The organism is Sulfidibacter corallicola, from assembly GCF_017498545.1.
Taxonomy (GTDB): domain Bacteria; phylum Acidobacteriota; class Holophagae; order Acanthopleuribacterales; family Acanthopleuribacteraceae; genus Sulfidibacter; species Sulfidibacter corallicola.
In genome coordinates, this window is sequence record NZ_CP071793.1 from 1,344,758 (window position 1) to 1,371,739 (window position 26,982).

Sequence of the window (26,982 nt, forward strand, 5' to 3'; positions counted from 1 at the left end):
CCTGATCACTCGTTCCTGAGTACTGGTCAAAAGAAGTTTCGTAGCCATGAGTGCGCCATTCTATCATGGTTGCCTTGGCGGCCCCGTTATTTTTTCCGGAGGATCCTGGGAAGCGCTGAAACCTGAAGCACATAAATAAGAATGATGTAAACCAATATAGATGAAATGATCTTCAAGATCAAAGCGAACGGGCTTAACAGCTCGATCCCGAAGGGTAGCCACAGGGGCACGAATGCGGCCGTCGCGAGGGTGATGCGCACCAGGTCCCAAGTGAAGACGCGGGGCCAGCGAACCTGGTAGCGGCGGTAGATCTGCCACAGCGCGATACCCATCAGAAGCCATGAGGAGATCAGGGTCGCGAGGGCGATGCCGCAATGGGCGAGATCCCTGTCGAACAAGGTCGGAAGCCGAAAGCAGCAATAGATGTTGACGACCGCGGCGACTCCGGCGATCGCCACCGAGACCAGCACCTGCTTGTGGGCGTAGAAGGTCTGGCTGAGGATGCGGTACCAGGCAATCGGGATCAGCGCCATGGCGTGGAAGAGCAGCGCGGTGTAGGTCAGGTTGAGGCTGTGGTCGTTGAAGGCGCCCCGCTGAAACAGCAGGGAGATCATCGAGGGCCCGGCCAGGATGAGGCCGACCGCGGCGGGAATCGTCACCAGGCTCATCACGGTCAAGCCGGCCCACAGGCTGTTGTTCAGGCCCGAACGATCGTCGCGGCCCCGTTGGCGGCTCAGCAGCGGCAGGATGCTGGTGGAGATGGCGGCGGCGAACACGCCGAGCACGAGTTCCATCATGCGCGTCGAGTTGAACAGGGCCATCGAGGCGCCCTCGAACAGGTTGGCGGCCACCGCCGTGCTGATCAGGGCGTTGATCTGCACGATGCCGGCGCTGAACGTCGTGGGGAACCACAACCGAATGGCTTCACGCGTGCGCGGACCCATGATGCGCAGGGTGGGCGCCAGGCGGAAGCCGATCCGGTGCAGTTGGAGCCACTGCAGGAAAAACTGGAAAAAACCGCCGACCAGCACGCCGACACAGAGCCCCCACAGGGGATTGCCGTGCCAGTGGCGCAGGCCGAATCCGAACCCGATGATGCAGATGTTGAGCACGATCGGGGTGAACGAGGGCAGGGCGAAGCGGTTCTTGACGTTCAACACGCCCTGGCAGATGGCGGCCAGGCTGATGAACAGAATGTAGGGGAACAGCAGGCGCGTCGGCAGGATCAGGCGCGCGTAGAATTCGGGATCGTTTTCGCGGCCCGACGGCGTCATCCACTTCATCAGGAACGGCAGAATCCAGGGCAGGGTCAGCACGATGCCCGTGATCAGCAGGGTGGCCGCCAGCAGGATGAGGCTGAACATGGCGCGGGCGAACGCCAGCGCTTCCGCCTCGCGATCCGGCGCGTCCTCGTCCGTGGCGGTGATCTCCGAAAGCAGCGGTACGAACGCGGACGACATCACCCCTTCGGCCATCAGACGGCGGAAGAGATTGGGCAGCATGAACGCGATGACCCAAATATCCGCCAGGCGGGTGGTGCCCAGCAGGAAGTTGGTCAACTGGTCGCGGACCAGGCCGAAGACGCGCGAAAGCGCGGTCATGGCCGCCATGACCTGACTGTTCCGAAAGAATTGCTTCAGCTCACTCATAACCGCGGGAGCATACCAGATTCAGGGCATTGCATGTAGCAGGAACTTCGGCCCGGGCGCACATCGCCTTGGCCGAAGGCGGTGCGGACGCGATCGACGACGTCGTCCTTCGCGCCCGTCTTCGCGGCATCTCACTCGTGAAGGCCGTGGCCCTCGGGGACGCGTAGGGTCATGACCTGACGGGCATTGGCCTCGATCCGGCTCCAGTCCCCGCATTCGATCGAATGGGTATCGGCCACCCAACTACCGCCGACGCAGACGACATTTTTCAGGTCCAGGTAGGCCTTGGCCAGCACGATGTCGATGCCGCCGGTCGGACAGAACAGGGCGCTGGAAATCGGAGCCGAAAGGGCCTTGAGTACCGGGATCCCGCCGACCGCTTCGGCCGGGAAGAATTTCAAATGGGTGTAACCCTCGTCCAGCAGGGTCATCACTTCGGTCGGCGTGACCCCGCCGAACAGGAAGGGGATTCCCGCTTTCTGAACTTCCTGGCGGAGAAGCGGGGAACTGCCCGGACTGACGCCGAACTTGGCGCCGGCCTCCATGGCCGCTTCCAATTGGTGGGCATTGCGCACGGTGCCGGCACCGACGATGATCTCGGGAACTTCGCTCGTGATGGCATTGATGGCGCCGAAGGCCCCACCGGTTCGCAGCGTGATCTCCACGATGTTGACTCCGCCTCGCACCAGGGCTTGGGCCATGGGGACCGCCTTGGAGGGATCGCTGATGGTCACGACCGGAATGACCGGGGAGGTGGCAACCACTTCTTCGATGGATGGAAAACGGCTCATAACTAATTGCTCCTTCATGGTGTGGATGAAACGAATGGAATTTTTCGGAAACAGGGGAAGGGGCCGCCGATTGTCCTTCTCCTCGGTAGCCCCGCCGGTTGGTTGCCGCGAATCGCGCTCAGATCAGGCTGTCGAGCGCGGCCGCGGTACCGAGAAGTGCCGGTGTTTCGACGGCGATGACCTGCGTGGGAATCTGGGCCGCGAGTTGGGACATGCGGCCCTTGTCCTCGAAACGTCGACGAAAGGGACTGGCGGCGAAAAAGTCCAGAAAGCGGGGAATCATGCCGCCGCCGAGGTAGACGCCGCCCAAGGCACCGAACGCCAGTGCCAGATCACCGGCGACGCTGCCAAAGATGGCGCAGAACTGGTTGAGACACGCCGCCGCGTCGGGATCACCCGCGAGTGCGGCCTCCGTGATGGCCTGGGCGGACAACGGTTCCCGTGGTGTGCCTTCGATGTCGCCCATGGCGCGATAGAGGGATTCCAGGCCCGGTCCCGATACGAGGCGTTCGATGGAGACCCGCCCATTCACCTGGTTGCGGAACCAAACCAGGATGCGGTCTTCCCGTTCGTTCTGCGGCGCGAAGCTGATATGGCCGCCTTCGCCCGACACGGGCACCCAACCCGAAGTCGAGGGCACCAACGCCGCCACGCCGAGACCGGTGCCCGGTCCGACGATCAGTCGGGGGGCATCGCCCCGTGCCGCCGAATCGGTGGGCCCGACGGAAACGAGGTGGTTCGGCTCGAGATGGGGCAGGGCCAGGGCCAAGGCACGGAAATCGTTGAGGATGACCAGCAGGTCGAGCCGCACCTCGTCGCGCACCGCCTCGGTGGAAAAGGTCCAGTTCAGGTTGGTCAGGGCCACCTGGTCGCCCGTCACCGGACCGGCCACGGCCAGCGCCGCTGCACGCGGTCGCGGACCTTCGATGCGCGAGAGATAGTGTTTCAGGGCGTGGGTCAGGGTCGGAAAGTCGCGACACGCCAAAATCGCGGTCTGTTCGATGCCGTTCGATCCGCTCAGGGCGAAACGCGCGTTGGTGCCGCCGATATCGCCTACCAGTTTTGGCGGATTCGCGCCGGTTTGATTCATAGATTCGCTCCAGTGTCTGTCGTGAAGTGCCCCGGGCGGGCGGCGCGATGTGGCCGAACGCCCGGGAGGGGAAGTCGTTCAGTCGCTGATGGAAAACACCGTGGCACCCTGCTCGGCGCCACAGACCATCGTGCGCATGGGGGCGAACAGCTCGCGACCCATGCCGTGATGCACCGCCGCCAGATCGGCGGAGGGAACTTCTCGCGCAGCCCACTCGGTCTCGTCGACCCGGGCTTCCAGAATGCCGTGGGTCGCGTCCAGCCGAATGATGTCGCCGTCGCGGACCTTGCCCAGCGGTCCGCCGTCCAGGCATTCGGGCGTGATGTGAATGGCGGCCGGCACCTTGCCCGACGCACCGGACATCCGACCATCGGTCACCAGGGCCACCTTGAAGCCCTTGTCCTGCAAGACCCCGAGAGAGGGGGTCAGCTTGTGGAGCTCGGGCATGCCGTTGGCCTTGGGTCCCTGGAACCGGACGATCGCCACCAGGTCGCGCTCCATCTTGCCGGATTTGAAGGCATCGAGAAGCTGGTCCTGGCTGTCGAAAACCATCGCCGGGGCCTGCACCGTGCGGTGCTCTTCGCGAACGGCCGAGGTCTTGATCACCGCGCGACCCAGGTTGCCGTGCAAGACCTTGAGCCCACCGTCCGGGCTGAAGGGGGCCGACCTGCTCGCCAGAATCTCGGGATCGCCGCTCTCCTCCGGACCTTCGCGCCAGACCAGGGTTTCTCCGTCGAGGAAGGGTTCCCTGGTGTAGGCGTGCAGGCCTTCGCCCAGGTGACCGGCGACGGTGGTGACGTCGCCGTGGAGCAACCCGCCCGCCAGCAGCTCGCGAATCAACAGGCTCATCCCGCCGGCGGCGTGGAAGTGGTTGACGTCGGCTTGGCCATTGGGATAGATGCGTGTCAGCGAGGGCGTCACCGCCGACAGGTCGTGGAAGTCGTCCCAGGTGACCTGAATCCCGGCGGCGCGGGCGATGGCGACCAGGTGCAGGGTGTGGTTGGTGGAACCGCCGCTGGCCAACAGCCCGACGATCCCGTTCACGACGGCGCGTTCGTCCAGCACCCGGTAGAGCGGGGTGTAGTCGTCGCCCAAGGCCGTGATCTGGGCGGCGCGCACCGTGGATGCCCGCGTCAAGGCGTCGCGCAACGGCGTGCCGGGATTGACGAAGGCCGTGCCCGGCAGGTGCAGCCCCATGATCTCCATCAGCATCTGGTTGCTGTTGGCCGTGCCGTAGAAGGTACAGGTTCCCGGACTGTGGTAGCTCTTCGATTCGGCGTCCAGCAGCTCGCCGCGACCGATCTTGCCCTGGGCGTAGAGCTGGCGTACCTCGGCCTTTTTCTTGTTGGGCAGGCCCGAGGGCATGGGGCCCGCCGGGACGAAGATGACCGGCAGGTGCCCGAAGGTCAGGGCGCCGATGAGCAGCCCGGGCACGATCTTGTCGCAGACGCCCAGGCACAACGCCGCGTCGAACATGTTGTGGGACAGCGACACGGCCGTGCTCATGGCGATGACGTCGCGACTGAACAGCGACAGTTCCATGCCGGGCTGGCCCTGGGTGACGCCGTCGCACATGGCGGGGACACCACCGGCGAATTGGGCGACCGCGCCAATCTCGCGCGCGGCTTCCTTGATCCGATCCGGGTAATGCTGCAGCGGTTCGTGCGCCGAAAGCATATCGTTGTAGGCGGAAACGATGCCGATGTTGGCTTTGGCGTCGCCGCGCAGGGATGTCTTGTCGCCGATGTTACAGGCAGCGAAACCGTGGGCCAGGTTGCCGCAGGAGAGCACGCCGCGGTGGGGGCCGCGTTGCTCCGCTTCATTCATGCGTTGGAGATAGGTCGATCGGGTTTCCCGTCCGCGTTTGATGATGCGATCCGTGACCTCTGCGACAGTGGGGTTCAAACTCATGGGGATCTCCGTGACGGCATGCGAAATGCCGGTTTGAGCAAATGGGTTGGGGGGGAACGACGGGTGATTCGGGAGGAAACCGCTCGGGACCTTCCGTACGACTCGGCGTTTGCCGACGGAAGGCGCCGTGGCGGGGACCGCCCGATCAGGGGGCCCAGTAGAAGGTGACCGGGGTTCGGCTCTGGCGCAGGATGGCGCGGATCGGCAGGTCCTCCCTGGGGCCGGGTGCCAGCGCATCGCTGAAGACACGGGCCTTGGTTTCGCCGGTACAGAGCACGACGATCTGCCGCGACTTCAGCAGGAAGGGCGCGGTCAGGGTCATGCGGGCCTGGGGCGCACCGGGGGCGCGGAGCGCGCAGCAGCGGACACCGCCCGGTGCGTTGAGCGCGCGGGCCAATTGGTCGCCGCCGGGGAACAGGGAGGCGGTGTGCCCGTCGGTTCCCATGCCGAGAAGCACGAAATCCAGCGGCGCTTTCAAATCCCGCTGCAGCCGCTCCTCGAGCTCGGGCTCGCCTTGTTCGGGGGAAGGATCCTCGGTCTTGAGGCTGACGAACCGGGCTGCGGCGGCTCGATCCCGCAACAGGGTCTCCCGAACCATTAGCGCATTGCTGTCCTTGTGAGCCTTGTCGACCCAGCGCTCGTCGGCCAGGGTGACGGTCACCTTGGACCAGTCCAAATCGGCACCGGACAGCAGGTCGAACAGCGGTTGCGGGGTGCTTCCACCCGACACGACCAGCGTGGCCTCGCCCCGTTGATCGATGGCCTGCGCGAGGCGTTCCGTGACTTCGCGCGCCAGGGCATCGAACATCGCGCCGCGATGCTCGAACCGTTTCTCGTCGGGCTGCTCGGGCAACCCGGAACCTGCGGAATTTTCTGGTGCGTTCATGAGTTAATATCCCTCCTCATACCAGGTGCGGCCATCTCTCTCGATCATGGCGATGGCCGCGGTCGGGCCCCAATTGCCGGCATTGTAGGACTTGGGGTGTTCGTGCATGTCTTCCCAGCCGCGCAGGATCGGTTCCACCCAGCGCCATGCCGTCTCCACTTCGTCACGGCGCATGAACAGGGTCGCGTTGCCGCGCAGCACGTCCATCAGCAGGCGCTCGTAGCCCAGCGGAAAGCGATCTTTGAAGGCTTCGGCGAAGCTCAGGTTCAAGGGCACTTGGCGCATACGCATGCCGCCGGGACCGGGGACCTTGGTCATCAGGTACATCCGAATGCCCTCGCGCGGTTGGAGTCGGATCGCCAAACGGTTGGCCATCACCTGATTCGCGTTCTTGGGGAAGATCAAGTGCGGCGGTTGGCGGAATTGGATGACGATTTCCGAGCGGCGCTCCGGCATGCGCTTGCCGGTTCGCAGGTAGAAGGGCACACCCGCCCAGCGCCAATTCTCGACCTCGGCCTTGAGTGCCACGAAGGTCTCGGTCATGCTGTCGGCCGGCACACCCTTTTCTTCCAGGTAACCCACGACCGATTCACCGTCGATGGCGCCGCGCGTGTAGCGGCCGCGCACGGTTTTTTCGCGCACTTCGTTGGCGCCGATATGGCGCAGCGCGCGCAGGACTTTGAGTTTTTCGTCACGAACCGCGTCGGCGTTGAACTCGACCGGTGGTTCCATGGCCACGATACACAGGAGCTGCAGGATGTGGTTCTGGACCATGTCGCGCAGGGCGCCCGAACTGTCGTAGTAATCGCCCCGGCCGCCGATGCCGATACTTTCCGCCACCGAGATCTGCACGTGGTCGACCCACTGGTGATTCAACAGGGGTTCGAACAGCGAATTGGCGAAACGCAGGGCCATCAGGTTCTGCACCGTTTCCTTGCCCAGATAGTGATCGATCCGGAAAATCTGGTTCTCTTCGAAAAACGAACCGATCTCTTCGTTGATCCGTTGCGCGGAGCTGAGATCGTGACCGATGGGTTTCTCGACCACGACTCGGGAGCTGGGAGTAATCAGGTTCTTCTTGTGGAGGTTGTGGGAGATGGGCCCGAACAGTTTGGGTGGGGTGGAAAGGTAGAAGGCCCGCACCCGGTCGGGGTGCTCGCTGAGAAGGTCGATCAGCGGCTGCCAGCCGTCGTCGCCCAGCGCGTCGAGCGTGAAGAAATGGAGTCGGGATTGGAAGCTCTGCCAGGTTTCCGCATCGAAATGGTCCGGGTTGACTTCGCGCTCGATGGCCTCCAGGGCCTGGGCCACGTAGGCGTCGTGATCGAGAACCGCGCGCGAGATACCGATGATGCGGCCCTCGTCGGGCATCTGGTGATCCTTCTCGCGGTAATACAGGGCCGGCAGGATCTTGCGCATGGCGAGATCGCCGGTTCCTCCAAAGATGACCATGTCGAAGGGGCTGACGGGAATGATTTTTGGTTTCATGGTGATGGTACCGTTCCTCTAGTAAAGATTTAGTCGCGGGGGCACGCCGTGCCAAGACCGCCGGGGAACACGAGGTTGGTGGAATCGGATCCTGGTCGCTGCATGCCGAATCGCGACGAGGACTGGTGGGGTTTTGGTGGGGCAGGGGTGCGGCATGGGGTGGGGGGAAGGCAACAAACGGCCGATGGGGTTCGGCCGGCCGGAGGAAAACTCCAGAACTGCCGCCCGGGGGCGGACCGACTTCGGGAAGTACGAGAGCTTTGGAAAAGCGACGGTCGCATGGGACATCTTTGCGCGTACATGGAGCGAAAAAAATGGCTTCCGAGTGGGCCGGTTCTGAGATGTGAATTTGGTTAGGATAAACAATGCAGAATGAGCCTAAAGCCTACCAACATTGCCTGAGTAAGGCAAGTGAGCAATCCCCAAGCCCTTGGCTCGATGTATGTTGACTGTTCTGGAGTCGTCTCGTCGTCCTGTGTTGGGGGCTTCGATCGAGCCACGCTTTCGAGGCGAGTCGACCGCTTGGAGGTGAACCGAATCGTCGGGCGAAAGCTCGTTCGAGCCCATCGGTTCGCGGTGCCCGCAATGTCGCCGGAGGTTGGGCCGGGGCGCTAAGTCCGCTGGGCCGACATTTCGAAGCCGGACCCTTCGAAGTCCCCACATGTATCAGAGAGTCGTCGTGCCCGGTAGGTACATCCGCTGGATGTACTTTTCGAAGTGATCCCCCACGAAGTACCCGCCTTTCGAAAGAGTCATGGTCACTGGAGGTTGGGCCGGGGCGATAAGTCCGCTGGGCCGACATTTCGAAGCCGGACCCTTCGAAGTCCCCGCATGTATCAGAGAGTCGTCGTGCCCGGTAGGTTGGCCCGCTGGGCCGACATTTCGGAGTGACCCAGACAACACCTAAAGATCATGCAAAAGAGCGAAGCTCAAGGGTCGCAGTAGTTTGCCCTGGGAAATGATCGAGGCGGAGAGTGCCCGCATACTGAAAGGATCGATCAGCGAAATGGGCAACTCCGACGAATTCTTCACTGCTCTCACGCCCGGTAGAGAGTCGTCTTACCCGCAAGCCAGAAAGGTTGGCTGGGCAGATCCACAGCTAAACCACGAGGCCCCAGCGAACATACGGGTACGGTTGTGACAAACGACATCACGATTTAACCCACTGCGAACTATGGAGCTTCGCTCTTTGGCGTGTATCGCCTACGTTACCTAAATCACTCCGAAATGTCGGCCCAGCGGGCCAACCTACCGCGACGACGACTCTCTCGAAGATGCGGGAACCTTGGACTATGTAACTCCGACAAGTTCAGCGGGCCGCTGAACCTACCGGGCACGACGGCTCCCTCGAAGATGCGGGAACCTTGGACTATGTAACTCCGATGAGTTCAGCGGGCCGCTGAACCTACCGGGCACGACGACTCTCTCGAAGATGCGGGAACTCCGAGAGGAACGACTGCGAAATGTCGGCCCGGCGGGCATACCGCCCGTGACCAACCTACCGCGACGACGGCTATCTCGAAGATGCGGGAACCTTGGACGATGTAACTCCGACAAGTTCAGCGGGCCGCTGAACCTACCGGGCACGACGGCTCTCCCGTCGCGGAACTTCGAGGAGGAAGCGAAGTTCCATACATTATTAATAGAGGGTGCATAAAAAAAGCGGCCCGAAGTTCGGGCCGCCCGTTGCGGAAGGTCGGATCAATAAGGGGTTGCGACTACGGACACACTTCGCCCGTGCGGATATACATGAAATCCAACACGTCGATGATGCCGTCGCCGTTCGCATCGTCGGTCACCAGCTCGCGCCAGTTCTCCGTGATCACGAACAAGTCGGTTGCGTCGTTACAGCCGTCACCGTTGAGATCCAGGAAGTCGGTGTCGTCTCCGACCAGGATCAGCACCGTCGCCTGGACCGTGCCGGTCGTGTCGTTGTCGGTCACCGTGACCCGGTACTCGGTGTTCTCCGTTGGTGCCGGACTCAGGGAGATCGGGTTCTGATCCACCGGGAAGTCCGAACCGTTGGTGATGTCACGCCATTGGATCGTGCTGTTTTTGCTGGTGCAGAAGGGCGTGGCCTCCAATTGGATGGTGGACAGGCCCTGCGCCTGGTTGGCCGGCACCTCGACACGGAACTCGTCGATGTCCAAGGTGACCGTGTCGGCGATGACGCAACTGCCGCTGACCACTTCCCACTCCAGGACGTACTCGCCGGCGAGGTCCGTCGTGAACGTCGTGGTGGGATCGTTGGCATCGGCGAAGTTGGTATCCGCACCTGCCGGACCGGACTGGACCGTCCAGGTACCCGTGCCGACCGTGGGATCGGAGGCACCCAGGGTGATGGTGTCGGCGATGCAGATCCCGAAGTCGTCACCCGCGTCGACCATGGGCGTGGCGAAGAAGGTGATGTCCACGGTGTCGGTGTCGGTACAGGCCACACCGTCGGTTTCCTCCCACTGCAAGGTGTAGGTGACCCCGGTGGTGCCGGTGAAGGTGGTGGTGGGATCGTTGACATCGGTGAACATGCCGTTGCCGTCACCGGTGATGACCGACCAAGTACCACCCGTGCCGTTGGAAAGCACCGCGGCCAAAACGGCCGGATCCAGATCGCACACCAACTGGTCGTCACCCGCCTGGGCATCCAGGATGGGCTGGATCAGGACGTCCAACGTGTCCGAAGAATCGGGGCAGACGCCGTTGCCGATGGACCACTGCAGGGTGTAGGTGACACCGGCCGTGCCGGTGAAGGTGGTGGTCGGTGAGTTGACGTCGCCGAAGGCGCCGTTGCCGTCGCCGAGCGTGACGGACCAGGTTCCGGTTTCACCGCCGCCGACCACGTTGGCCGCCAGGTTGGCTTCACCGTCGCAGACCGCGTTCGCACCGGTTTGATCCGCCCCGGCGTTGGCCGTGGTCGGGCTCACGCCGAAGGTGATGACCACGTCGTCCGTGCTGTCGGTGCAGACGCCGTTGCTCTGGGTCCAGGTGAGCGTGTACTCGCCCAGGGTGTCGGCGGTGATCTGTGTATTGGGATCGTTGCTGCCGGGAAGCTTGTTGGAGGATGCGGTCTTGTCAGGCCCGCCGAAGACGATGTTACCGGGACCGACGAAGGACCAGGTACCTTGTCCGGTGCCGACGGCGGGGGCGTTGCCGGCCAGGGTGGTGGTCAACGTATCGCAGACCGTCTGGTCGGGTCCGGCCTGGGCCGGCGTCGGATCCAGATCCAGGCGAACCTGGAGTTCTTCGATGTTGTCGCAATCGCCTTTGCAGCGCTTGAGCACGGTGCCGAGGCAAGTGCCGTTGTCGATGCCCCAACCCAAGGTGTAGGTATAGCCGCGGTTACCGGTGAAGCTGGTGTTGAAGAGATTCACATCGGCGAAGCTCTCACCGCCGGGATCGGGCGGCAGACCCGGATCGTTGGGCGCCACGTTGATCACGAACCAGGTACCCTGGCCCACGACCGGCTCGTTGCCGGTGAGGGTCGTGGTGTCGCTACAGACCATTTGGTCCGGGCCCACCGTCGCCAAGGTCGGTGCCTCGTCGAAGGTGATGGTGACCGTGTCTTCTTTTTCCGGGCAGGAACTGTTCTCGGTGGTGAACGCCAGGGTGTAGGTCACACCCGGGGTGCCGGTGAAGGTCGTCGTGAAGCCGGAGTTGGCCGGCGCGGTCGACTGCTGGCCGGGCACGTCGGCGAAGAACCCGAGACCGTCACCCTCGCCGCCGTCGGCGAAGCCCCAGGAACCCATCATGGATGGCTCGGAGAGCGGATCGGGCAACCCGGCGAGGTTGACCGTACCTTCGTTGATGATCAGGCCCCAACGGTTGATGGTGCCGGTATTGCCGCCAGGAGAACCGTCGGAAACGGTCAACTGCCAGGTGCCGGTCAACTCGATGCCGTTGAAGGTGCTCAGATCGGCGGCCGATTTGGGTACCAGACCCACCGGGCGGAACCAGCCGGTGCCGCAACCCAAGGCATTGGGCGCCTGGTCATCGAGGATCCGCAGGCCCGCATCCTGGTTGCCGCAGGTCAAACCGGTGATCAAGGGAATCGAGGTGGTCGATTCGATGTGGGTCAGGGTGAAGGTCAGTTCGTCGGCATTCTCGTGCGCGTAGTCGATGAAGACGTTCACGTCGAAGATGTTGCCGGGCATCCAGCGGCTGATTTCGAGGGTATCCACGAAATCGGTGCCGTCGTCGGGAATCGCCGCGGCCGGATCGAACACTTCTTCCAACTTGGCGCCGAAGGAACATTCGGTCTGGTCCGCACCCGCGTTGGGATCGTCCGGCGGTTGCACGAACTCGATCGCCACTTGGATGTTATCCGAGAAGCAGGGCGGGTTGTTGATCGTCCACTGCAGGTTGTAGGTCACACCCGCGTCGCCGGTGAAGGTGTCGGTGGGATTGGTCGAAGTGGTGCCGCCGGCTCCGAACTGGCCGTTCATGTTACCGGCCGGAACCGTGTCCACGATGGTCCACTGACCCGTGGCCAGCAGGGGCAACTCGCCGGGAGTGCCGTTGTGGCCGCCGTCCAGGGTGGCGGTGGTGTCGCAGACATCCTGGTTGGAAGCGGTGGCGATCGGGTCTTCGATGAAGGTGATGACCACGTCGTCGAAGGTGGTACAGATGTCGTCGGCCAAGGTCCAACGCAGGGTGTAGGCCACGTTGCGGTTGCCGGTGAATTCACTGTTTGGATTGTTGGGATCGGTGATGCTGCCGTTGCCGTCACCACTCACGATCGACCAGGTACCGACCACTGGCGGAGTGGGCGCATTGCCGGTCAGAGTGGTGTCGTTGGAGCAGTTCACCTGATCGGGACCGGCGTTGGCGGCCGGCAGTTCCTTCAGGATCACTTCCATCTGGTCCGAACTGGTGCAGACAAATCCATCCGGGGTTGGGAATATTGCGGGGATCGTGGTCCATTCGAGCACGTAGACCGAGCCGACGTTGCCCGTGAACTGACTGGTGGGTGATTCGATATCCGAGAAAATCTCTCCACCCAAATTGGTGGAGGGTGTCACGCTGGCGATGCTCCAGAACCCGCCGCCGATGGCGGGCGCTTCGGCATTGAGGGTTGCCGTTGCGGTCGTCACGCCGATGACACAGCGGGCGACGTTGGGACCGGCATTGGCCGTGCTGGGGTTGTTCGGGAAAGAAACGATGGTACCGGCGGTATTGGTTCCTCCTTTGGGCACGAAACAAGCGTTGTTCACGGTCCAGAGGATTTCATAGGATTGACCACGGGTACCGTGGAAGGTGGCGTTGGCCAAGTTGGATGTGACCTGCCCCGGGGTGTCGTCGAAGAAGCCGTTGCCGTCGCCAGCTAGGATGCTCCAGGTCCCGGTGCCTTCCGCGGCGGGGGGCTCGAATGCATCCAATTGGACGAAATCGGTCCCTTCACACGCCGCGGGTGGCAGGCTGAAGCCCTCGAGAAACGCTTCGTCATCGTTGAGGAAGTTGATGATAACCGTGTCGTTGGTCAGCGGGCAGGGATCGGAACCGGTGATCTCCCACTGGAGGGTGTAGCGTTGACCGACGGTGCCGGTAAAGGTGGAGGTCGGTGAACTGGCGTCGCCGAAGACGCCGTTGCCGTCACCCGAGGTGACCGACCACATGCCGGTGCCCAGGGAGGGCGTATTGGCGGCCAGGGTGGTCATGGTGGTGGAATTGGTTTCGAAGACCAGATCCCAGTCGAAGATTCCGGTTTCGCCGACCGCGTTGTCGATGACCGTCAGGGTCCAGTTCCCGGTGAAGGTCTGGCCATTGAATGCCGACAGGGCCTCTTCCGGCATGACGAGCGTCATGGTCAGGTCGGCGGGCCCGACCAATCCGTTGCAGAAGGGGCGGGTCGACAAATCGTCGAAACCCACGTTGATGAAGTTTTGGAGCGGATGGCAGCCGTTGGAACCGTCCAACAGGTTGACCGTGGTGCCCATCGGGCTTTGCAGCGACACGTTCAACTGCCGGAAGTCGGTATGCTCGATCCGCAGGAATACCGAAGTCCGGGTGATGGTGGCGGCGTTGGGATAGGTGCCGGCCCCGGGATCCGCGATGTTGATCATGTCCGTGGTGGTGTCGTTGTCGAGAATGGGAACGTCGCCACTACCAGTGCTATCCGTGAATCTCATGGGATTGGTGCAGAGGTTCTGATCGGGACCGGCCAGCGCCACCTCGGTGTCGAAGAACTCGATGTCGACCGTGTCGGTGGAGTCGGTACAGGGCGTGTTGCTGGTGGTCCAGGTCAGGGTATAGGTTTGACCGGGTGTCCCGGAGAAGGTGGTCGTCGGGTCACTGGGATCGGTCAAGACACCCATGCCGTCCGCCACGCCGGTGATGGTCCACATCCCGGTACCGACGGTCGGCGCGTTGCCGGCCAGGGTGGCGTTGACGCCGCACACACCGCTGACACCGGTCTGATCCGGGCCTGCGTTGGCGGGCGTCGGGTCGTCCACCAGGCTGATCGTGATCTCGGTTTCGGAGTCGGGGCAGAGGTTGCCGCTGGCGATCAGCCACTTCAGGGTGTAGGAGGTCCCGCGCGTACCGGTGAACATGTCGTTGAAGGTATTGGAGGTCAGGGTACCGGGCACGCCGCCGAAGTAACCGTTGCCGTCACCCATTTCGATGGTCCAGGTGCCGGTGTTGGTGCCGGGATCGCTGCCGTCGAGGGTCACGGTGTCGCTACACACCGTTTGGTTCATGGCCGTGGCGGTGGGCGGGTTGGCCGGGAAGGTGACCGTCGCCTCGTCGGTGGAAGCCGGACAGGGAGAGCCCGCCACCGGGGTTATGGTCCAACGCACGGTATAGGTTGCGTTCTCGTCACCCGTGAAAAAGGGTTTGGCGATGGTGGGATCGTCGAAGCTGAAGGCCGCTGCCGGGGGCGTGGAGGACTCGACCGTCCACATCCCGGTTTCGCCGGCGCCCGGATCGTTACCCTGCAGGCGAACGATGACGCCGCCACCCTTGGTGACCGGCCCGAAGCACACGACGTAGTCGTCACCGGCAAAGGCCGTGGTCGGTTCGGCGAAGAACTCGACGTCCACGTCGTCGGAGGAATCGGGGCAGACGCCGTTGGTGAGCGTCCAGCGCAGGGTGTAGGTCTGGCCTGTGGTGCCGCTGAAGCTGGAGGTTTCACTGTTGACGTCGCCGAAACTGCCGTTGCCGTCACCCGAGATCACCGACCAGGTTCCGGTCTCGTCCGTACCGGGTGCGTTGGCCGCGAGGGTCGCCATGGTGCCGCAGACGCCGTTTGCCATGCCCGTCTGGTCGGGACCCGCATTGGCGCTCGGATTGTCGAAGAATCGGATGTCGACGGTATCGGTGTCGTTACAGGGACCGTTGTTTTCCATCCACTGGAGGGTGTAGGTCGTGCCGACGGTCCCGTTGAAGCCGCTGGTGGGGCTGGTGGGGGTGTCGATGGTGCCGCCCACGCCGGAGATGATGGACCAGGATCCGTCGGTACCCGTGGATAACGAGGCGGCCAGGGTGGTCGAGGTACCGCAGACGTTTTGGTCGGCGCCGGCATTCGCGGTGACGTCTTCGCGGAGGTCCACTTGGACATCGTCGGTGGAAATGGGACAGACGCCGTTGGAAATGGTCCAACGCAGGATGTAGGTCACGCCACGCGTGCCCGTGAAGGAGGAAGTGGGACTGTTGGCGTCGCCGAAGGAGCCACCGACTCCCATTACGACCGACCAAGTCCCGGTTTCCATGAAACCGGCGGCTGCATTGGCGGCCAGGGTGGTGTTGTCCGCACAGACGTCTTGATCGACTCCGGCCGCGGCGACGGTCGGGTTGTCGAAGAAGGTGATGTCGACGGTGTCCGTGTCGTTACAGGGACCGTTGTTTTCCATCCATTGGAGGGTGTAGGTCGTGCCGACGGTCCCGCTGAAGCCGCTGGTGGGGCTGGTGGGGGTGTCGATGGTGCCGCCCACACCGGAGATGATGGACCAGGATCCGTCGGTACCGGTGGACAACGAGGCGCCCAGGAAGGTCGTGGTACCGCAGACGCTTTGGTCGGCGCCGGCATTCGCGGTGACGTCTTCGCGGAGGTCCACTTGGACGTCGTCGGTGGAAATGGGACAGACGCCGTTGGAAATGGTCCAACGCAGGGTGTAGGTCACGCCGCGCGTGCCCGTGAAGGAGGAAGTGGGACTGTTGGCGTCGCCGAAGGAGCCACCGGCTCCTATTACGACCGACCAGGTCCCGGTTTCCATGAAACCGCCGGCCGCATTGGCGGCCAGGGTGGTGTTGTCCGCGCAGACGTCTTGATCGACTCCGGCCGCGGCGACGGTCGGGTTGTCGAAGAAGGTGATGTTGACCGTGTCGCTATCGGAACAGGGACCGTTCGTTTCGGTCCACGTCAAGGTGTAGGTGACGCCGAAGTTGCCGTCGAAGGAGCTGGCTGGATTGCTGGCATCGCCCAGCACGCCGCCGGCACCGGAGGTGATGCTCCACATGCCGGTTCCGGTCGAGAGGACCGCGCCCAGGAACGTGGTCGTGCCGCACACGTTCTGGTCGGCGCCGGCGTTGGGGGTCACCGGTGCGAAGAACTCGATGTCCAGGGTGTCGGTCACCGGCGGGCAGGAGGGATTCGAGGTGGCCCACTGCAGGGTGTAGGTTTGGCCCGGCGTACCGTTGAAGGTCTCGGTGGGGTTGGTCGACGTCGTGGGGCCGCCGCCGCGGGGCGCGGCCGCGCCGAAGAAGCCGTTGCCGTCACCGGCAACGATCGTCCATTCACCGCTGCCGCCGGCAGGATCGTTGCCCATGATGGTCGTGCTGGAACCGCAGACGCCGTCGACCGCACCGGTCTGATCCGGGCCCGCGTCGGAGGTGGTCGGTTCGTACAGGTTGAGCACCACGTCGTCGGAACACTCGGTCGTATCCGCCTGCGTGATGGTCCAACGCAGCGTCCAGGTGGAGTTCTTGGGCGCCGTGAACGTCGAGTTGGGATCGGTCGCGTCGCTGAAGATATGGCCGCCCGGGCCGGAAATCACCGTCCACAAGCCGGTGTTCCCGACGCCTGGGTCGTTCCCCTGGAGGGCTAAGATGATTTGCGATCCCGGACTCGCTTCACATATGTCTTGGTCGGTGCCGGCATCGGCCGGGCACTGGGCAAACAGTGCGGTAGCGTTGCCCAGCACCCCCAGAAACGTGCTGAGCAATGCTGATTTTAAAAGCATTCGAAAACTGGACATAAAATTTACCCTCCATAGGCAATGAAACCCGCATGGCCGAGTTGGCGTGGCCCGGACCCAGGCGAGTGGACGAGAACGAAGCTGTCTCACGAATGGCTCAAATGACCGGTTGAAAGAACTGCGCAGAGTTGATGACTTTTTTCGGGTGGTCGGTGAACGACGCCCCGTGTCGGGAGAACTCACGCGAGGTGTAAATAGTTGTTTGTCCGAAGATTGTTCCTAAGCATGTACTCTTTTGGCGTGGAAAATCAAGCAAAAAGTGATTGATTCCTGCGGTATGGAGTTTTTTTGAGCTTATAAACTCGGAGGCTCGTGTTGTGTTGTGGGTGTCTATTTTCGTGTCTCGGTAGCTACCTGGCTTTTATTGAGTTTTTTTGTGCGGGATTGAAATTGCAATGGCCCTCCGCGGGAGTCGCACCCCGTGCTACCGTGCAAAAATCGACGGTCGCCCATCCACGGGCGCGGTCGCTTCGACCCTTCTCGCGATGCGGGGGCTTTGGGGTGTGTGGCTTCGGTTGGGTGCGGTGGGGGAGAAAGTCTGCTCCGCTCCCTGGCGTCATGGGCAGTTGCCGCGTTGGTTGCTTCGTCTTGTCGGCCCAGCGCCTTGGGCGGGCCCGGCACCTACCGCGACGACGTCCTTCTCGCGATGCGGGGACTTTGGGCGGAAATCCTTTTGCGGGGAAGGGTGGCTCGCGCGCCGCGTCATTCCCCTTTCGTCGTGCCCAGGAGCGCGTCCCACAGGGCCTGGGTCACCACGCCCAGCGGGCGATCCGTGCGCCTGATCAGGAACTGATCGGAATGGCCGCCCTCGAAGCCCTCGACGTAGATTCGCACCAATTCGCCGCGCTCCAGCTCCTGGTGCACGTGGTATTCGGGCAGGCCGCCCCAACCCATGCCGGCCAGAATGATCTGCTTCTTGGTGGCGATGTCGCTCACCCGCCAGTGTCGGACGCCGGCGATCACGTCGCGCGACTGCTCCGGTGAATGCCGGCTGCTGTCGGCCACCAGGACCTGCACGTATCCCCGCATTTCCTCGGCCGAATGGATCCGTTGTTCGCGGGCCGGCTCGTAGTCTCGGTGTGCGACCGGGATGATGGGTATCGAGGTGAACGGGACCGCCTCCATGGTTTCCGGGTTCATGTCGTCCTGGGTCGTAATGGCCAGGGATGCGCTGCCGTCGGATAGGGCCTCCATCGCACCGCCCATCATCTCCGTGGAGAGGTTGAAGCGCGTCGCCGGGAATTGCGCGGCCACCGCTTTCATGGTCTCCAGCAAATCCGAGAGCGGGCAGATCGCATTGACCGCAAGGTGGACGTGGGTTTCCTCCGGCGCCGCCAACTGCATGGCCAATCCTTCGAGTTGCGAAAACCGGTGCAGGACCGTTCGGGCGTTCTCGTAGAAGATCTTCCCGCGGGGCGTCAAGGTCGGTCGGTAGGTGGTGCGGTCGAACAGCGCAAAGCCGCACGCCTCCTCCAGCTTTTTGATCATCTTGCTGAGCGCCGGCTGGGACTTGTAGATGCGCTCCGCCGCACCGCGGAAACTGCCCGCGCTGACGATCGCCTGCAGCATTCTCAATTGTTCGTGCGTCAAGGGGGTCTCCTTGGTCGATAGCTAAAGGTTATCGAGATTATGATTTTATAATATTAGATCATTATCGAGTTTGCATTTATCTTGTCCTCAACCCATGCGGGAATCACCGCAACTTCAGAATCGTCAGGAGGACACGTGTCTACGAATATCAAAACCGTACTGATCACCGGCGCATCGCAGGGGATGGGCCTGGACATCGCGCGAGGGTTTTTCGCCAAAGGCTCGAATCTCGTGCTCAACGCCCGCAATCGCGCCTTGTTGGAAGCCGAAGCCGAACGGTTGGGGGCACCCGACCGCATCGCCATCGTGGCCGGCGACATTGGCGACGCGGCCGTCGGCCGGGAAATGGTGCGGGTGGCCGTGGCGCGCTTCGGCAGTGTGGACGTCCTGGTCAACAACGCCGGCATCTTCGGCCCCAAGCCGTTCCTGGAGGTCACCGAGGACGATTTACAGCGTTATTGGCGCACGAACCTGAAGGGGACTTACTTCACCTCGCAGGCGGCGGTGCGGCAGATGATGCGCCAGGAAGGGGGCTCGATCATCAACATCGGCACGGTGTTGATCGACCACGCCATGGTCGGCTTGCCGGTGACCGCGCCCATGACCAGCAAGGGCGCGATTCACGGGCTGACCGTCAATCTCGCAGCCGAGGTGGCGCCGCACAACATTCGGGTGAACACCGTGGCGCCTGGCATCGTGCGCACCCCTCTCCACGATCCGGCACAGGTGGACGGGCTGGCCGGCATTCATCCGCTCAATCGCATCGGCGAGAGCGGCGACATCACCGAAGCGGTGCTGTTCCTCGCCGAAAACAATTTCACGACGGGCGTCATCCTGCCGGTGGACGGCGGATACGTGGCCGCCCGCCCCTGAACGCGATCGGTCGAAAATCGCGAGCCGAGATCGTCCTTCCACCTCGACCCATATCAAAGGAGAAGAGCCATGCCATACGTCAATATCAAGATCACCGATGAACAGGTCACGCCGCAGCAGAAACGGGCCCTGATCGAAGGCACCACCAAGGTGCTGCAGGATGTGTTGAACAAGAATCCGGCCTCGACCTTCATCGTGATCGAAGAGCTTCCCTTGGAAAACTGGGGACTGCACGCCAAGCAGTACGGACCCAACGGCTTCACCTGATCGAAAAAAACCCGGGGTGCCGAGCCCCGGGTTTTTTGCCGATATGCCTCGAACGCCGACGAAACACCTCGCTCGGAGTATCCGCAATCCGAGCGGATCGACACTCCGAAAGGGCTGGCGATTCGCACCTCAAAACCGAACCAGGTTGTCCTCGCTGTCGCGGTCGATCAAGGTGATGAACGGATCGACACCCGCGTGACTGGGCTGTCGGGGCACCACGAGGCGAATGTGGTTTTCGCCTTGTTGCAGCCGGTGCTTTTCCAAATAGAGCACCTTCTCCTGATCTTCGATTTCCGCCGGATCTTCGAGAAAAAGCCCGATGTCGATGTCTTCCACGAGAGCGATGGGGGTTTCGCGACCCGAACCGTCGGCGGAAAAGCGGTTGGCGTAGACCGTCAGGTCCACCTGGAATCGACCGTCCGGCAACGCTTCGGTCTCGGCCTCCAGCACCTGGAGATCGTAGAGAATGATCTGTTGGAAGCTGGCCTCCAGCATGGGACGTTTTTCCTCCGGTGTCACTTCCAACAGGCATGTCAGAAGGTCGGCCGTCGTCGGAAACGGGTCCGTGCGGTAGGCGTGGCGTTCCAGGAAGGTGGCCAGCGCGGCGTTCATGCGGGCTTCGCCCAACATGTCGCGCAGGTACATCATGACCACCGAACCTTTTTGGTAGTGGATGTAGTTCTGGTCCTCGCTGGTCATCAACGGCATCTCCTCCACCACTTCGCGGGTGCGGCCCCGAAGGTAGTTGTCGAGTTCGTACTTGAGGAAGCGCCGCAGTTTGGGCGTGCCGTACCTGCGTTCCATGACCGCGAGGGCGCTGTACTGGGACAACGATTCTGCCAAAACGCCGCAGCCCTGCACGTTGGCCGGGGCGATCATGTTGCCCCACCACTGGTGGGCCATCTCGTGGGCCGTGGTCTTGTAGGCGGGATCGATGTCGTCCGGGTCCCGCAGATCGTTCAGGAACCCGTGTTCGGAATAGGGAATCGTGGTCGCGAAACTCTGCGCGAAACCCCGGTAGTTCGGGTACTCCACGATACGAATGTCCCGGTGGGGATAGGGCCCGAATTGGGTCGTGAAGTAGTCCAGCGAATCCTTGATGCTGGTGATCATGCGATCCGTGTTCATTCCATGGGTTGGATGGTGGAAGACTTCGATCGAGACGCCGTTGTGCTCGTCCGCCGCGCGCGTCAACCGACCCGAGAGAAAAGTGAAAAAGTGGATGATGGGTTTTTCGGCACGGTAGTGGAAAAAGCGGCGTCCGTTTTCGGTCCATTCGCGCTCCAAATGGCCTGGAGCGATGGCGCGCTGATCCGAATCGGTGGAGAGTGTGGCTTCGAACTGAACGAAACCCACACCCGGGCCCATGAAGCTCTTGTGGAGGTGGACTTCGTCGTCCAGTTTGGGGCGTCGCGGCGCGGGAGGGAGGTCGAACCGTCGGCGGTCCTGGCGACCCACCAACTGCAAGTACGATCGATACCCGAAACGGGGGTACAACTCCTCGTGGTTGATGAAGCTTCCGTTCTCCACGACCTGGACGTCTTCGTCCGCTTCCTTGAAACCGCGCTGTTGGCGCACCACCTCGAACCGGCCTTCGCGTCGCTCTCCCGGCTGCAACGGGGGATCGAAATGAAACCAGCGAGTGCCGAACTCCGCCGACTCGGTCTGCAATGCGCCGCCTTCCAGTTCCATGTGCCAATGGATCGCGAATTCCGGGGGAAGGACCAGAAACCGTTCGATGGGCGTATCGGCCCGGTTGGTCACCGTGAACGCGGCCTTCGCCTCGATCTTGCGTTCGCTGGGGTAGAAATCGATGTCATTCTCGATCGCCGTCATGATCGGCACCGGGTCGCCCAAGTGGGCGCCGAACCGCTTTTCGTACGCCGCCATGCGCGCGTTTTTCTGGTGGGCTGTAAGGTATTCGTTGAGGATGCAGGTGTTGTAGAAAATCACGCTCCCCGCGAAGGCCCACATGGCCAGTCCGCCGGCAAGCGTGATTTTGCCTGGCAGATTCAGGTCCCCGGCGAACCCGCGCAGTCGATTCTTCCATGCCCTCGAAACGCCGCGGGGCCACCACAGATAGGCCGGTACACTCAACGCCACACTGAGGCCGCCCCAATAGAGCATGTACCAAAGGTGCCGAGACAAACCCGTGCCGTAGCCGTTCATGTCCGAATAGGTGAACGACGGTGCCTTCGCGAAGCGCAGCAAATGGTGGCCCAAGCCGATCGACTCCATGGCGAGGTCGGAGATCAGGATCAGCGCGAAGGCCAGCATGCCGGCGTATTTGTTGGCGCACAAGGCCTGGAGGAACAACGCCAGGACCGTGTACATCAGCCAGGGCAGGACCGAGAAAAAAAGCAGGCGGGTCAGGTACTGTTCGATTTCAAAATGAAAGTAGCCGGAAAAGGCCTGGAAGGCGAGACCGAGCATCATCGAGGCCCCCGCGACCGAGATCACCACGAACCCGACCGCCACCCATTTCGCCAACAGCAGGCTGAAGCGGCTGACGGGCATGCTGTCGATCAGGTCGGCCATGCCGTGTTCCCGCTCGCGCCAAGCCACTTCCGCGCTGAAGAAGCCGATGAGGATCAGCATGAAAAAGGTGAGCGACTGTTGGATGATGCCGACCACCACCTGGGTGAGGGGCCAGATGTCGGTGCCGAACGAACCGCGCGGCTCCAACATCATGATCGCCAGGAAGAACAGCGTGATGGCCCCGATGATCCGAAAGGCCGGATTGGCGGTGATGCGCTTGAACTCGAACCGCACCAGACCACGAAACGCGGTGAAACCGGCCTCGGTTCGGGCTTTGACCTGGGGCGGCCGGACGGCTGCTTCCATGGGCGGCTCGGCCGATGGGGTCGCCTTGGATTTGACCCGCGGTTGGCGCAGTCGGAGTGGCTGGGTGAGGCGACCGAACACGACCAGCATTGCCAAACTGAGCAGGAACCACAGTGCGCGGTTGGCCAGCGTCAATCCGGCCAGGGGTACCGCTTGATGGTTCTTCTCGAACAGGGTCCAATATCGGGTCGCCTCCTGGAAGGTCGCGAGGCCGAAGGGGTCGAGCAGGGCCGCCGTGCTATCGAGGTGTTGGGTTTCGACGAAGCCGCTGCCGATTTCATAACCCATGAACAGGACCAACGCGCTGATGTAGACGGCCATCGAGGATTGAAAACGAACGGCGGCGACGTGAAAGAAGCAGGCGAGGGTGAAGAGGGTGGGCAGGCTGAAGAGGGAAAAGGCCTGCACGTAGGGCGCGAGTCGGAAGGGACCCAGCCGGCTGGGGTCGACCCATGGCATGCTCGCACCCAGCCACAGCCCGAGCGGAACCAGAGCCACCGTGACGGCCAACACCGAAAAGGCACCCAAAAAATTGCCCAGGTGATAGGGAAGCGGCTTGATGGGTTTGCAGTAGAGGATTTCGGCCATCTCCGAGCTGATGTCGCGGGTGGCCGCCTGGGCGATGAACACCACCGCCGGCACCAAGGCCAGCAATCCGACGATCACCATGACCAGGGTGATGACGTAGGGGCCGTTTTTCCAGAGGCTGGCGCCGCCCATGCTCAGTTGGTTGAGGGTCGTCGCCAGAAATCCGGTGACCAGGCAGACCAGGGCCGAGGCGTGAAAGGAAGGTTGGCGAAGGAACACCCGCCATTGGAAGAGGAATTGATGCCACATCATGGGTCGCTCCCTTATGCCGCGTCGTGTTGCCGCAGGCAGGTGAAATAGACGTCCTCTAGATCGGGAGGGACCTGACGGAACCCGGGCGGTTGACTGGCTTGCCATACGTGGAGCCGGGTCTGTCCCGCGCTGAGCCGTTTGGAGATCACGCACAGTTCCGCCTCGATCGCCGCGACCTCGTCGGGCTCGACCGTGGTTTGCCAGATCCGGCCCTCCAGTTGTTCCAGGAGGTCCTTGGGATGACCCTTCAGCAGGATGCTGCCACCCGCTTGGACGGCCATTTCGCTACAAAGCTCGGCCACGTCCTGCACGAGGTGGGTCGACAGGATCACCACCTTCTCCTGGCTGAGGCCCACCAGCAAGTTGTGAAAGCGATTGCGCTCGTCCGGGTCGAGGCCTGCCGTCGGTTCGTCGACGATCAGCAGGTCGGGATTGCCCAGCAGCGCCTGCGCGATGCCGAAGCGTTGGCGCATGCCCCCGGAAAACCCGCTGACCGCTTTCTTTCGATGCTGGTACAGGTTGGTGATCGCCAGCAGGTCGTCGACGACTTCCCGGCGTTGGCGGCGCTGTACCAACCCCTTGAGCATGGCCAGATGATCGAGCAGCTCCAGGGCCGACACGCGCGGAATCACACCGAAATTCTGGGGGAGGTAACCCAGGCGTTGCCGCAACAGGTTCGGCTGTTTCAGGCAGTCGATGCCGTCGAAATGAATCCGGCCCTTGTCGGGGGTTTGAAGTGTGGCGATGGTGCGCATCAGCGTGGATTTGCCGGCGCCGTTGGGGCCGAGCAACCCGAACAGGCCCTTCGAAATGTTCAGGGAAATGCCGTTCAAGGCACGGACCCCGTTGTCATAGGTTTTTTCCAGGCCTTCGATGACGAGCATGGAACCTCCTTCACGGCGAAATGAATTGCAGACGACCCAGGTAGGGTCATGGTGAAGAAGGTACAGATGGGCGCCCCACCTTTATAGAACGATCGTGCACGTTGTCCAGGGGTGGAATATCCGAATCATGGGTTGAGGCATTCTTTCCCTGATCGATATGCTCATGTAACCGAGCCAATCGAACGGCGAGATCGGGACCTGACACAAGTGCAGTCGTGTGCATACATTCGGTTGAAAGGAGGTGTCCCCGTGCAAATCACCGCATTGACGAGCCGCGAATTTAATAAGAATACGGGTCGCGCCAAGAAGGCTGCCAACTTGGGACCGGTGTTTATTACCCATCGAGGACGGCCCACGCATGTTCTCTTGGCGATCGAGGATTTTCGGCGCCTTACGGATCGCGGTGACAAAATTGCGGACTTGTTGGCTATGCCCGGAATCGAGGACGTGGAATTGGAACTTCTCTCCATGAGTCGCTGCTCAGGCCGATGGCCGGACCATCGGCATTCCGACCACTGGGTTTCAGGTCAGAAACTAATCGAAACGGATCGCGAGGAAGTTCCCGCATTCATTAAGAGTGGCGTCGTGCCCGGTAGGTGCGACCGCTGGTCGCACATTCCGAAGCTCTAGCTTCTATCGGTGCTTCGCTCTTTGGCGTTTCGGATCTACGCAGTCTTGATCGCTTCGAAGTGTCGGCCGGGCCGGCTTACCGCCCCTGCCATACCGGCCGTGACCAACTTACTGCCGTGCCGACTCTCAAAGAATCCGGGAACTCTGATCATGAATCGCTTCGAAAAGTTCATCGGGCCGATGAACCTATCGGGCACGACGAATCTCTCGGCATTCGGGCACTCCGAGCTACTTTGTTTCAAGAGAGAGACCGGCCAGAAATTGTGAAATTTTTCTGATGTTTTCGCACGACAACCGTGTCGTATCGGGTTCAGATCCTACTTCTGCAAGGCGATGCCCAGGGTCTTGAGCCATTGTTTCGGGGTCATGCCGTAGGCTTTGCGAAATTGTCGCGTCATGTGGCTCTGGTCCGAGAAGCCGCAGTCGATGGCGATGCCCGCCAGTGATTCACCCCGAATCATGAGACCTTTTGCCCGGTCTAGGCGGCGCATGATCAGGTAGCGGTAGGGGCTGGTACCGAACAGCAGCCGGAAATCGCGCGAGAGCTGCCAGCGATTGCGACCGCTCACGTCCTCCAGGTCGTCCAACTGAATCGGCTGATCGAGGCAATCGCAAAGGTATTGCCGCGCCAGGTCGGCGGCGCGATAGTCGAAGGACTTGCGTTGGCCCGAGGGGGTGGTCGAAGCGCCGTCCAAGGCCACGGCCAGGTCGAACAGGGCGTCCTGGCCCTGCAAGGGCTCTAGGGGTTGGTCGAATTCCCGTAGCAGGGCGGCCACGGCCCGGTCGAGGCGTGGATCTTCCGAAATGCCGCCTTCGATGAATGGTAGCGGCTTGCCGCCCAATGCCAGTTGAATCTGTTCCGGGGCCACGTAGACCACGCGGTAGTGGAAGCCGATCTCGGTTCCGGCGCGACCGTCGTGTTTTTCGTCGGGGTGCAGCACCAGCGTGCGGCCGGCGAGACTGTGGCGCGCCGCACCGCGATAGGTGAAGCTCTGGACGCCGCCGAGCGTCCAGGCCAGCGCATAGGTGTCGTGGCTGTGGGGCGCGTAGGCCACGCCCGCGAAATAAGCCTCCAACCGCTCCAGTTCGCCAGGAGCGCGCAGCACCCAATCGCCGCGCTCGTTGAGCGGACGGGCGGAGGGGTATGGCTCGTTCGAAAAAGGATCACACAAGGATTTGGGTCTCCATCGCTGAGTCGGACATGTTCGTTGCGTCGTATGGCGGCGCTGGGGTCGTTTGTGTGTCATCGAGTGATTCTGCATACCGCAACAACGCGTCATTCAGCTTGTTGTTTATCCAGAATATGGTTCCGTTGCAAGTGGAAAGCAGCGATGTTCCGCGATCGAGGCGCGTTCGAACGTCCATGCCGCCGTGTTTCGAGGTCTCGCGGCGGCGTCGACGGCACGCGTTTCTCGATCGATGTTTCCAATTGGGGTTGTTTTTTCACCTGGGTAGCGTACTTCCGTCTTATGGGTGTCCCGGTTGTTCCGATACATTCGTGAAACCGCAGACCTTTCGTTCCCACCCGTTGTTCCGATACATTCGTCAAACCGCAGACCTTTCGTTCCCATTTCTCGCAAGCGGAGCACCCTGATGACGTCGTCCAAACCCCTTTCCCTCGCGCGGCAATTTCTCGAAATCCTGTTCTCCGGTCGAGACCTCGACCGCCTGTACTCCTTGCTGGCGCCTTCCTTCCAATTCGAAGGTCCCTTTCTCCTGGCCGACGGTGCCGAAGCCTACGTGGAGACCCTGAAGGCCGATCCTCCCGAGGATTGGCGCTGCCAAATCCTCGAATCCTTTGTCTCGCAAGGGTCTGCCTGCCTGGTGTACCGGTTCTCCAAGCCCGGTGTCAGCACGGTCATGATGCAGACTTTTCGCTGTGGCAGCGACGGGATCGAGCACACGCGGCTGGTATTCGATACCGCGGCCTTTTCTGAAAAATCGAAAGGGTGAGTTAACCGCTTGGATGAGATGTTCGTGATAATGGGAACTTCCGATCATTTGCAATTTTTGAGGTTTCCGGGCTTGAAATATTTGACTTATTGATCTGGGTT

At 62.0% G+C, this 26,982-nt stretch carries 15 protein-coding genes; 4 read left to right on the forward strand and 11 right to left on the reverse strand.

Features of this window, described 5'->3' with window-relative positions; translation table 11 throughout:
* Positions 1–86: 86 nt before the first annotated feature.
* The 8 genes from murJ to J3U87_RS04035 all read right to left on the reverse strand — a co-directional run bounded on the left by murJ (position 87) and on the right by J3U87_RS04035 (position 18,590).
* Positions 87–1,649, reverse strand: coding sequence for a murein biosynthesis integral membrane protein MurJ (gene murJ, locus J3U87_RS04000; protein WP_237381741.1), 1,563 nt, complete (start codon positions 1,647–1,649; stop codon positions 87–89).
* Between the two features lie 131 nt (positions 1,650–1,780).
* Positions 1,781–2,440 (reverse strand): bifunctional 4-hydroxy-2-oxoglutarate aldolase/2-dehydro-3-deoxy-phosphogluconate aldolase, encoded by a 660-nt coding sequence (gene eda, locus J3U87_RS04005; RefSeq protein WP_237381742.1) that lies wholly within the window; start codon positions 2,438–2,440, stop codon positions 1,781–1,783.
* A gap of 118 nt (positions 2,441–2,558) precedes the next feature.
* A complete protein-coding gene (gene glk / locus J3U87_RS04010; RefSeq protein ID WP_237381743.1) occupies positions 2,559–3,530 on the reverse strand; it encodes a glucokinase in 972 nt (323 codons plus the stop codon).
* A gap of 78 nt (positions 3,531–3,608) precedes the next feature.
* The gene (gene edd / locus J3U87_RS04015; protein WP_237381744.1) at positions 3,609–5,441 is read right to left on the reverse strand and encodes a phosphogluconate dehydratase; all 1,833 of its coding nucleotides are present in this window, start codon (positions 5,439–5,441) and stop codon (positions 3,609–3,611) included.
* A gap of 145 nt (positions 5,442–5,586) precedes the next feature.
* Positions 5,587–6,327, reverse strand: coding sequence for a 6-phosphogluconolactonase (gene pgl, locus J3U87_RS04020; protein ID WP_237381745.1), 741 nt, complete (start codon positions 6,325–6,327; stop codon positions 5,587–5,589).
* A gap of 3 nt (positions 6,328–6,330) precedes the next feature.
* A complete protein-coding gene (zwf, locus tag J3U87_RS04025; protein ID WP_237381746.1) occupies positions 6,331–7,812 on the reverse strand; it encodes a glucose-6-phosphate dehydrogenase in 1,482 nt (493 codons plus the stop codon).
* A gap of 1,718 nt (positions 7,813–9,530) precedes the next feature.
* Positions 9,531–17,000, reverse strand: coding sequence for a proprotein convertase P-domain-containing protein (locus J3U87_RS04030; protein WP_237381747.1), 7,470 nt, complete (start codon positions 16,998–17,000; stop codon positions 9,531–9,533).
* Positions 17,001–17,702: 702 nt separating this feature from the next.
* Positions 17,703–18,590 carry a LysR family transcriptional regulator gene (locus J3U87_RS04035; protein WP_237381748.1) on the reverse strand — a complete coding sequence of 296 codons (888 nt, stop codon included), beginning with the start codon at positions 18,588–18,590 and terminating at the stop codon, positions 17,703–17,705.
* A 135-nt stretch (positions 18,591–18,725) separates the two neighbouring features.
* Between J3U87_RS04035 and J3U87_RS04040 the strand changes: the two genes are divergently transcribed.
* Both J3U87_RS04040 and J3U87_RS04045 read left to right on the forward strand, forming a co-directional pair.
* On the forward strand, positions 18,726–19,463 hold the full coding sequence (locus tag J3U87_RS04040) for an SDR family NAD(P)-dependent oxidoreductase (protein WP_237381749.1): 738 nt from the start codon (positions 18,726–18,728) through the stop codon (positions 19,461–19,463).
* A gap of 69 nt (positions 19,464–19,532) precedes the next feature.
* Complete coding sequence (locus J3U87_RS04045; protein WP_237381750.1) at positions 19,533–19,730, forward strand: tautomerase family protein; 198 nt, start codon at positions 19,533–19,535, stop codon at positions 19,728–19,730.
* 129 nt (positions 19,731–19,859) lie between these two features.
* Here the strand turns inward: J3U87_RS04045 and J3U87_RS04050 are convergent, their stop codons facing one another.
* Complete coding sequence (locus tag J3U87_RS04050) at positions 19,860–23,414, reverse strand: ABC transporter permease/M1 family aminopeptidase (protein WP_237381751.1); 3,555 nt, start codon at positions 23,412–23,414, stop codon at positions 19,860–19,862.
* 11 nt (positions 23,415–23,425) lie between these two features.
* Positions 23,426–24,298, reverse strand: coding sequence for an ABC transporter ATP-binding protein (locus tag J3U87_RS04055; protein WP_237381752.1), 873 nt, complete (start codon positions 24,296–24,298; stop codon positions 23,426–23,428).
* A gap of 249 nt (positions 24,299–24,547) precedes the next feature.
* Between J3U87_RS04055 and J3U87_RS04060 the strand changes: the two genes are divergently transcribed.
* Positions 24,548–24,928 carry a type II toxin-antitoxin system Phd/YefM family antitoxin gene (locus J3U87_RS04060; protein ID WP_237381753.1) on the forward strand — a complete coding sequence of 127 codons (381 nt, stop codon included), beginning with the start codon at positions 24,548–24,550 and terminating at the stop codon, positions 24,926–24,928.
* A 317-nt stretch (positions 24,929–25,245) separates the two neighbouring features.
* Here the strand turns inward: J3U87_RS04060 and J3U87_RS04065 are convergent, their stop codons facing one another.
* Positions 25,246–26,100: a helix-turn-helix domain-containing protein gene (locus tag J3U87_RS04065; protein ID WP_237381754.1), complete on the reverse strand. Its 855-nt coding sequence runs from the start codon at positions 26,098–26,100 to the stop codon at positions 25,246–25,248.
* Between the two features lie 421 nt (positions 26,101–26,521).
* Between J3U87_RS04065 and J3U87_RS04070 the strand changes: the two genes are divergently transcribed.
* Positions 26,522–26,881: a nuclear transport factor 2 family protein gene (locus J3U87_RS04070; RefSeq protein ID WP_237381755.1), complete on the forward strand. Its 360-nt coding sequence runs from the start codon at positions 26,522–26,524 to the stop codon at positions 26,879–26,881.
* Positions 26,882–26,982 lie beyond the last annotated feature (101 nt).

Coding starts and splice junctions, on each gene's coding strand:
- J3U87_RS04055 (WP_237381752.1), bottom strand. CDS start 24,298: ATGCTCGTCATCGAAGGCCTGGAAAAAACCTATGACAACGGGGTCCGT.
- eda (WP_237381742.1), bottom strand. CDS start 2,440: ATGAGCCGTTTTCCATCCATCGAAGAAGTGGTTGCCACCTCCCCGGTC.
- edd (WP_237381744.1), bottom strand. CDS start 5,441: ATGAGTTTGAACCCCACTGTCGCAGAGGTCACGGATCGCATCATCAAA.
- J3U87_RS04030 (WP_237381747.1), bottom strand. CDS start 17,000: ATGTCCAGTTTTCGAATGCTTTTAAAATCAGCATTGCTCAGCACGTTT.
- J3U87_RS04070 (WP_237381755.1), top strand. CDS start 26,522: ATGACGTCGTCCAAACCCCTTTCCCTCGCGCGGCAATTTCTCGAAATC.
- J3U87_RS04050 (WP_237381751.1), bottom strand. CDS start 23,414: ATGATGTGGCATCAATTCCTCTTCCAATGGCGGGTGTTCCTTCGCCAA.
- glk (WP_237381743.1), bottom strand. CDS start 3,530: ATGAATCAAACCGGCGCGAATCCGCCAAAACTGGTAGGCGATATCGGC.
- murJ (WP_237381741.1), bottom strand. CDS start 1,649: ATGAGTGAGCTGAAGCAATTCTTTCGGAACAGTCAGGTCATGGCGGCC.
- pgl (WP_237381745.1), bottom strand. CDS start 6,327: ATGAACGCACCAGAAAATTCCGCAGGTTCCGGGTTGCCCGAGCAGCCC.
- zwf (WP_237381746.1), bottom strand. CDS start 7,812: ATGAAACCAAAAATCATTCCCGTCAGCCCCTTCGACATGGTCATCTTT.
- J3U87_RS04045 (WP_237381750.1), top strand. CDS start 19,533: ATGCCATACGTCAATATCAAGATCACCGATGAACAGGTCACGCCGCAG.